8 protein-coding genes are annotated in these 4828 nt (G+C 69.6%); all 8 read left to right on the top strand.

Annotated elements, in window-relative coordinates; all coding sequences use genetic code 11:
* Positions 1-175 precede the first annotated feature (175 nt).
* The gene (locus ABZS71_RS35240; protein ID WP_356216841.1) at positions 176-526 is read left to right on the top strand and encodes a hypothetical protein; all 351 of its coding nucleotides are present in this window, start codon (positions 176-178) and stop codon (positions 524-526) included.
* A 5-nt stretch (positions 527-531) separates the two neighbouring features.
* Positions 532-1908: an FtsK/SpoIIIE domain-containing protein gene (locus tag ABZS71_RS35245; protein WP_356216844.1), complete on the top strand. Its 1377-nt coding sequence runs from the start codon at positions 532-534 to the stop codon at positions 1906-1908.
* An 88-nt stretch (positions 1909-1996) separates the two neighbouring features.
* Positions 1997-2206: a hypothetical protein gene (locus ABZS71_RS35250; RefSeq protein WP_356216847.1), complete on the top strand. Its 210-nt coding sequence runs from the start codon at positions 1997-1999 to the stop codon at positions 2204-2206.
* 24 nt (positions 2207-2230) lie between these two features.
* Positions 2231-2827, top strand: a complete 597-nt coding sequence (locus ABZS71_RS35255) for a DUF2637 domain-containing protein (protein WP_356216849.1) — start codon at positions 2231-2233, stop codon at positions 2825-2827.
* Positions 2828-2838: 11 nt separating this feature from the next.
* The gene (locus tag ABZS71_RS35260) at positions 2839-3024 is read left to right on the top strand and encodes a mobile element transfer protein (RefSeq protein ID WP_356216852.1); all 186 of its coding nucleotides are present in this window, start codon (positions 2839-2841) and stop codon (positions 3022-3024) included.
* A gap of 14 nt (positions 3025-3038) precedes the next feature.
* Positions 3039-3233 (top strand): hypothetical protein, encoded by a 195-nt coding sequence (locus ABZS71_RS35265; RefSeq protein ID WP_356216854.1) that lies wholly within the window; start codon positions 3039-3041, stop codon positions 3231-3233.
* A 24-nt stretch (positions 3234-3257) separates the two neighbouring features.
* Complete coding sequence (locus tag ABZS71_RS35270) at positions 3258-3557, top strand: hypothetical protein (protein WP_356216857.1); 300 nt, start codon at positions 3258-3260, stop codon at positions 3555-3557.
* 162 nt (positions 3558-3719) lie between these two features.
* The coding region (locus tag ABZS71_RS35275; RefSeq protein WP_356216860.1) for a replication initiator at positions 3720-4828 on the top strand (1109 nt) is incomplete at its 3' end.

Here is a 4828-nt window from a genome sequence, read left to right on the forward strand (position 1 = left end):
GGGGCGCGGTGGCCCCGGGGCCACTTCTTCTGACTCGTACACACCGAGACGCATACTCGTATAGACGAGTGGGCAAGCTGTGTGGCAAGGTGGTCGTCGTTCCCGTTCGTTCGGGTTCGAGGTCCGCAACTCATCTAGACGACTAGGTGCGTTGACGAGAAGTGAGGAGAAGTAGTTGCGTTCCATCCGAGTTGAGACCTCTGGTGCCACGGTCCTGCTGACTGAGGCGCCGGAGCCGAAGGTGAAGGACCGGCAGACCGGCGAGATCGCCAAGGACGCGCAGAGCGGTGAAACGCTGATGCGGCTCGGCGTCGTCCACATCGACGGCGGGGAGTCCTCGCTGCTTCAGGTCACCGTGCCGGAGAGTGGAGTGACGGACGGGTTGGCTCTCGGTGCGCCGGTCACGCTGATCGGGCTGATCGCGCGGCCGTGGGAGAGCGTCTTCAACGGGCAGCAGCGGCACGGGATCGCCTTCCGGGCCGAGGCCATCGCCCCGGCCGCGATATCGGTTGGCGCGGGGGCCTGAGCCTGATGAACGACGTCTCGACATTGATGGAGGTGGGTGGTCCGGTCGCCGCTACGGTCGGTGGGGCCGCCTACCTCCGGGCCCGGCATCCGGCCGCGTACTGGTCGACGGTCGGGCTCCCAGTGTCCACGGTTCGGCTACTGGGTTCGTACGGGTCCGTGATGGATGCGTGTGGGCTGACCGTTCCGCCGTCCCGGCTGCGAGCCTGGGCGACACAGGCGCTCACGCATCGGGAGGTCCGGCCGGTGCCTCCTCGTCGGGGGATCATCCGGCCTACGTCGACCGGGCTGCGGGTTCGGCTGCGGCTGGCGCCGGGGCAGGAACCTGCCGACGTTGCTGCCTCGGCCGAACGCCTGCGGCATGCCTGGGGCGTTCACGGCGCCTACGTGGAAGAGATCAAGCCGGGAGTGGTCGAGCTGCGGCTGATCGGCTTCGACGTGCTCCGGAAGGTCCGGATGCCCCGTAAGGCGGCGGGTGGCTTCCTGAAGGTGCCGGTGGCGCTGAGGGAGGACGCGACGCAGTTCGTGCGGGACTACCGGGCCATCCCGCACCAACTGACCCTGGGCGCCACGCTGTCGGGGAAGTCCATGTTCCTGCGCCACCTGATAACCGGCCTGGCCCGGCAACGAGTCGCGCTGGTCGGGATCGACTGCAAGCGGGGCGTGGAGCTGGCGCCGTTCGCTCCTCGGCTCTCGGCGCTGGCCACCAATCCTGTGCAGGCGTCTGAGCTGCTGCCTGTGCTTGTTGAACTGATGGAGGACCGGTACGACCTGATCAAAGCTCGGCAGGGCATTGCTCCCAGTACGCCAGAGGAGGAGATCACCTCTGACATCTGGGGCTTGCCGGAGGATGAGCGGCCGGTGCCGGTGGTGCTGTTCGTGGACGAGGTGGCCGAGCTGTTCCTTGTCGCCACAAGGAAGGATGAGGAACGGCGGGACGAGATGGTCACCCAGCTCATCCGGCTCGCCCAACTCGGCCGCGCGGCAGGCATCTACCTGGAGGTGTGCGGACAGCGATTCGGCGCCGAGCTGGGCAAGGGCGCGACGATGCTTCGGGCTCAGCTGACCGGCCGGGTCTGCCACCGTGTGAACGATGAAGCCTCCGCCAAGATGGCGCTGGGTGATATTGCTCCGGAAGCGGTTGGTGCGGCCTGCGCTATCGCTCCCGAGCGGCCCGGTCTGGCCGTTGCCGGGGACACCTCGGGCGGCTGGTCCCGTATCCGTACGCCGTACCTGTCGCTTGGTGACTCTGCCGCCGTCTGCCGCGATACCGCGCATCTCGTCCCGGACGTGCCCGCGCTCGAACCGTTCCGGCCCACCGTGCCGGCCGTTCCGGTGAGCGCTGCGGCCTCGCTGCTCAAGCCGCTCCCGGCTACCGAGTAACCCGCCGTCCTCACCTCACGGTAGGCGCGACCGCATCGCGCCATGTCCCTACCCCCGCCATGCCTGAAACCGATTGGAGTACCTGTGTGTGTCCCGTCCCACCATCTCCGAGGTCTCCGAACTCCTCGCCGACCTGGCCGACTTGCGTAAGTCCGGTGCTGGGAATCAGTCGGAGCTGATGAGCCGCAAGGCGGACGTGCTGGAGCGCATCGCCGCCGCTCGACCCCATGACGTTGACGCTGCCGAGGTCGCCGCAGCCGCTCGCGCACGTGCCGACGAACTCACGGCAGGCGGCTGACCAAACGGGAAGGAGTCCCTACCCATGCGCGCTCACCTGGCGCGGGTTGACGCGGTGCTCGTGCAAGCGGTCATCGCCGCCGCACTGTCCTTCGCCCACCTCCATGACCTCGCCTCGGCGGCCGGACAGAACGGGTGGAAGGCGTGGGCCTATCCGGTCTCCGTCGACCTGCTACTCGTGGCGGCCTGGAAGCGGCTGCGGTCAGGGGCGTCCAAAGCGGCGGGCTGGTGCTGGTTCGTCGTCGCGCTGGCCGCGTCCCTCGGGGCGAACGTCGCTACCGCTGGGCTGCTCGATATGGACGACGTACCGGCCTGGCTGCGCATCCTCGTCGCCGGATGGCCAGCGGTCGCCTTCCTTGGCGGGACGCTGCTCGCACATACCGCACCGGCGGCCGAAACCGCGTCGCCTCCGGCCGAACCGGAAACCGCGGGGCCTCCCGGGGTCCCAGAAGCTGAGCCGAAGCGGCTCGCGCCGCACGTCCCGGCCGCGCTCGTAAACCACGCGCGCAAGCTCGCTGACGAACACCGCACCCGTACCGGATCACCCATCGATACCGAGACCCTGCGCGCCCGCCTCGGCGTCCCCGCGCCACTGGCCGACGCCATCGCCTCCCACCTCTGAAGGAGTCCACCATGCTGCGCCGCTTCCGAAGCATCCTGCGTGTTGGCCCGGTCCGTGTTGGCACTGCCAACGACCAACGGGGCCGCGTGAAGCACACCGCCGTGTGCACCGCCCCGCGCTGCGACTTCTCCGCCGACTACGACACCCGTGCCGCCGCCGAGCTGGCTGCCCGCACGCACCGCTGCCCTATCCGCTGAAAAGGAGATCGCCCGTGACCGTCAGCCTGCCCCTGGTCTTCGTCCTCGGCGTCATCGCCTGGGCGGCGATCAAGTTCATGGGCGTCCGCCTGTGGGTCGCCGTCGTCATCGCGCTCTTTGGCTTCTGGCTCGCTCACACCGGCCTCGCGCCCTCCGTGGAGTCCGGTACGCGCTCCGGCGTTGACACCGTCAACGGCCAGCACGACTAGACGAGTAGCTGAGAGGAGATCACCGTGTTCCGACCGAAGTACCCCGAAGCTCCCACCCTGCCGACCGTCCACACACCCACAGCGGCCGTCCCGGCGGCCCAGGACAGCCACGTCCCGGCCTGCTCCTGCCAGCACACTCCCGTGCCTGTTCCAACTCGCCCGGCCGGGGCCTTGAGCGGACTCAACGCCGGAACGGTCGGCGCGGTGGTGACCGTCGGCATCGTCCTGACCGCGCTCCTGGCCGCCGTCGCCGTCACGGCCATATCCGTCGCCGTGGCCGCCGTCGTCATGCGCTCGCTGCTCACTAGCCAGCGCCGCCGCTGATCCACACCACGTGACTGCCGGGGCGGCCTCGATACCGCCAAGCATCCGCCGCCCCGGCAGCCCAACCCCTCCCGACCCAAGAGCCGAAAGAGGAGACCCATCATCACCCGCACCACCGCGCCGCCGCTGCCCCAACTCGGCAGCCTGGCAGCACTCGGCACCATGCCCGCCCTGCTCCGCCAGCTCTCCGGCCTTGGCGGCTGCACCCACCCCATCCGCCTCGACGGCCACCGCACCGAGCACCACCTCAACCGGGACACCGGTGAGATCGGGCGCGTTCTCCGTCACCTGGACTCTGCCGAGCTGCCCGCCGGGCATCTCTTGGTCCGCTGCAACAACCGCCGCATCACCCGCTGCCCGGCCTGCGCCGAGACCTACCGCCGCGACACCTTCCACCTGATCACCGCCGGACTGCGCGGCGGCAAGGGCACGCCCGAACAGGTCGCCGCTCACCCGCGCGTCTTCGCCACCTTCACCGCACCCAGCTTCGGCCCGGTCCACAACCGGCCTACCGGCCCCGCTGGTACCCGCCGCCCGTGCCGGTGCGGCGTTCGCCACGACCAGGACGACGACGCGCTCGGGACTCCGCTCAACGCGGCCACGTACGACTACGAATCCGCGGTGCTCTGGAACGCCCACGCGGGCATGCTGTGGCGGCGGTTCTCGATCTACCTGCGCCGGGAGGTCGCCAAGCGGGCCGGGCTCACGCAACGGGCCTTCCGCACGCACGCCCGACTGTCCTTCGCCAAGGTCGCCGAGTACCAAAAGCGCGGCGCCGTCCACTTCCATGCCGTGATCCGCATCGACGGTCCCGACGGCGGCGACACCCCGCCTCCGGCCTGGGCCACGGCCGAGCTACTGACCGATGCCATCCGCGCCGCCACAACCACCGCCACGACCAGGGCCCAGGTCGCCGGTCCCGTCATCGACGGCCGGGCCCACACCTTCGCCTTCGGTGACCAGCTCGACGTACGGCCCATCCGAGGCGCGGACTTCGACGGCGAGGCGGAGCTGACTGATCGGGCTGTGGCCGCGTACATCGCCAAGTACGCCACCAAGGGGGCCGAGACAGCGACGGGCGCTCTGGACCGGCCGATACGGCTGATCGCCGAAATCGCCTCCCTCGACATCACCGAGCACGCTCGGCGGTTGATCCGCACTGCGTGGGCGCTGGGTGCGCGCAAGGACCTGGAACACCTCCGGCTCCGTGCCTGGGCTCACATGCTCGGCTTCCGGGGCCACTTCTCCACCAAATCCCGCCGCTACTCCAC

This window comes from Streptomyces sp. NPDC005393 (assembly GCF_040606675.1).
GTDB lineage: Bacteria > Actinomycetota > Actinomycetes > Streptomycetales > Streptomycetaceae > Streptomyces.